The sequence below is a fragment of the Microcystis sp. LEGE 08355 genome, assembly GCF_015207185.1.
GTDB classification, from domain to species: Bacteria; Cyanobacteriota; Cyanobacteriia; order Cyanobacteriales; family Microcystaceae; genus Microcystis; species Microcystis panniformis.
Genome location: NZ_JADEXI010000591.1, coordinates 1 through 2,844, shown reverse-complemented (window position 1 = coordinate 2,844; position 2,844 = coordinate 1). Strand labels below are relative to the sequence as shown.

Annotated in this window: 4 protein-coding genes; 2 read left to right on the top strand and 2 right to left on the bottom strand. The window is 46.2% G+C overall.

Annotated elements, in window-relative coordinates:
- Positions 1-40 precede the first annotated feature (40 nt).
- Positions 41-505: an MEKHLA domain-containing protein gene (locus IQ242_RS21560; RefSeq protein WP_193961354.1), complete on the bottom strand. Its 465-nt coding sequence runs from the start codon at positions 503-505 to the stop codon at positions 41-43.
- A gap of 22 nt (positions 506-527) precedes the next feature.
- On the bottom strand, positions 528-1,709 hold the full coding sequence (locus IQ242_RS21555; protein WP_193961353.1) for a M20 family metallopeptidase: 1,182 nt from the start codon (positions 1,707-1,709) through the stop codon (positions 528-530).
- Positions 1,710-1,938: 229 nt separating this feature from the next.
- Between IQ242_RS21555 and queF the strand changes: the two genes are divergently transcribed.
- Both queF and IQ242_RS21545 read left to right on the top strand, forming a co-directional pair.
- Positions 1,939-2,334 carry a preQ(1) synthase gene (gene queF, locus IQ242_RS21550; protein WP_002740916.1) on the top strand — a complete coding sequence of 132 codons (396 nt, stop codon included), beginning with the start codon at positions 1,939-1,941 and terminating at the stop codon, positions 2,332-2,334.
- Positions 2,335-2,561: 227 nt separating this feature from the next.
- A complete protein-coding gene (locus tag IQ242_RS21545; protein ID WP_228021144.1) occupies positions 2,562-2,759 on the top strand; it encodes a hypothetical protein in 198 nt (65 codons plus the stop codon).
- Positions 2,760-2,844: the final 85 nt, after the last annotated feature.

Genomic DNA, 2,844 nt, shown 5'->3' with positions numbered 1-2,844 from the left:
GGGGGAGTGGGGACGGAGTTTCAAGGCAGTACAGCTTAAATCAGAGAAAAATCCAATCGGCAAAAGTGGCAGCCTGTCCGCAATAAATGCCATCACGATCGATGATATTCCAAACGATCGCTTTTTCAATGCGAAATAGTTGACCGTTTTTCGTGATCCTTACCCCGTGATAATCGTTGATATAGCCTTGTTTTTTGACTAAATCCAGCATTTTTTGGCGTTCTTGGGCGGGTTCCTCCCCCTGTACCGTCGCTTGCGAAGGAGTTGTTAATAATTCTGGCCAAGTTAAACCCCAGAGATCGAGGGCACCGCGATTACCATAATTGAAGATCGGATTAGTTTGCGTACCGTGGGAAACTAGGACAAAAGGGGCATAAAAGAGCATTTTACTCTGTTCTTTGCCAGTACCGATCCGGGGCAACAGCGATCGCCCGATTAACCGTTCATAACTATCCAGCAGCAATTCCGTCCAAGCTATAATAGCTAAATCTTGCCAAATTTCCATAAAATTATCTTGAAAAACTGGTTTAATCTTCTCTTTGCCAATATTTATAGGCCGCGTAGGCTAAAGTAATCACTCCCGTCAGAATTGCCGACTCATCCACTAAAAATTCCGGATGGTGAAGGGGGGGATTGAGGAGGTGAGGAGAACCCACTCCCAGACGGAACATTGTCCCCGGGGCCTGTTGCAAATAAAGGGAAAAATCCTCGGCCCCCATGGAGGGTTCCGAGAGAATTAAAACCCGATCCTGTCCCCAAGCTTCTAAACCAGCTTCTTCGACTAACCGGGTTAAAAATTGGTCATTTTGCACCGATGGCACACCCCGACGATAATTTACTTGACATTTAGCGTTATAGGTGCTACAGACATTCGTGACCAAACTCTCGATCCATTCCGGGAGATGGGCGTGGGTTTCTGGGTGCAGCGATCGCACGGTTCCCGCCATGCGTACCTGATCGGCGATGACGTTGGGGGCGCGACCACCGCTAATCTGGCCGATGGTGAGGACGATGGGACGCAAAGGGTTTTGAGTCCGACTAATTGCCTGTTGTAAAGTGGTGATTACTTGCGAGGCGATCCAGATAGCATCGATCGCCTCGTGGGGCCGGGCCCCGTGGCCCGATTCTCCTTGAATAAAAATCTCCAGATCGTCGGCAGCCGCAGTTAAGGCCCCGTAACGAACCCCGATCGATCGGGCCGGAATCGAGGGGAAAACGTGCAGCCCGAAAACGGCACTGACATCCCGCATCACCCCTTCCCGGATCATCCAACTGGCCCCCTGGGCGATTTCCTCTGCTGGTTGAAAGAGAAAGCGTATTTTTCCCCCCAAAGGTTCCGAGAGACGGGAAAGCACCATCGCCACCCCTAAACCGACGGTAGCATGAACATCGTGACCGCAGGCGTGCATAATCCCCGGTTTACGGGAAGCAAAGTCTAAATCGGTTCTTTCTTGGATCGGTAGGGCATCCATATCGGCCCGGATGGCTAAAATTCTCCGATCACTGCCTTTTCCCGCCAATTCTCCCTTAACTCCCGTTTTTCCCACCGCTTCCTGCACCGATAGACCACAGGAAGACAAAACCCCGGCAATATAGGCGGCAGTTTGATATTCTTGCCCACTTAACTCTGGATTCGCGTGAATGTGGCGGCGAATCTCCACTAATCGGGGTGCGAGACTCTCGGCTATGTTTTTAATCTCGGAGAGCATGAAACCAGTTTTACAGTATCTTTAGGGTTAATCATAGAGCATTTTTTACCTGAAAAGTTGGGTCTGGCTGATTTTCAGTCTCAACTGTCTTCTCGGCACTCTTTCAACCCAGGACTAAGCTAATTTGTCAATAGGATGCAGGAGTTACTATTCATCTCTTGATTCGGTAACACCTCTTGAGAGAATATTCCAGCTATGATAGAAAACAGTGTCTAGTTAGGAAAAAAACATGGTTCAGTCTTCCGAAAAAATTGAAGTTAAGTACGGGGAAAGAGAAATTGCCGAAGGAACATTAATTACTTTCCCTAATCCACGCCCTGGCAGAAATTACGATATTCAGATCACTCTGCCGGAATATACCTGTAAGTGTCCCTTTTCCGGTTATCCCGATTTTGCCACTATTTATCTTAGCTACGTTCCCGATCAAAAGGTGATGGAATTAAAGGCGATTAAACTTTATATTAATAGTTATCGCGATCGTTATATTTCCCACGAAGAAGCAATTAACCAAATTTTAGATGATTTGGTGGCCGCTTGCGAACCCTTGCAGATGAAAGTTAAGGGGGATTTTCATCCCAGAGGTAACGTACATACCGTGGTGGAGGTGATGTATAAAAAAGAATAGCATAATTGTCTAGTTTGGGGATGGGGTTGCCTCCATCCCTTGCTGTTCTAGTTTTTGTTGTTCAAGTTTTTTGCTGTTGGAAGGTGTTCTGCGCTCTGCTTTCTGTTGTTCGTGTCTCTATGGTTGATCCTTAACCCTTGGCACAACCCGAAAGAATTGTAAAAGTTAGGGTCATTAAAAAAAGCTGGGATTATCATTAAAGTAGTCCGAATCGTGATCCTGATTTTATGTCCCAGAAAAATGAAATTCTTCCGTTGCTGTTGACGGTTATGGTGACATCGGCACTTTTAGGAGGAATTGCTTGGTGGTTGCTCAACAAAACCTTTCCCAATCTCAATGATCGATCTAATTCTTCTTCCTCGAATAATCAAATTTCTGAAACTTTAGGTGCAGTTACAAATGTCCCGGAAGGATTATTTAACTAGGGTTTGCTGAATAAATCTAAAAACCTTGTTGGGTAAGACTTTTAGACTTTTTGTCAATCAAAAAGTACCGGGCATGGGAGTGATC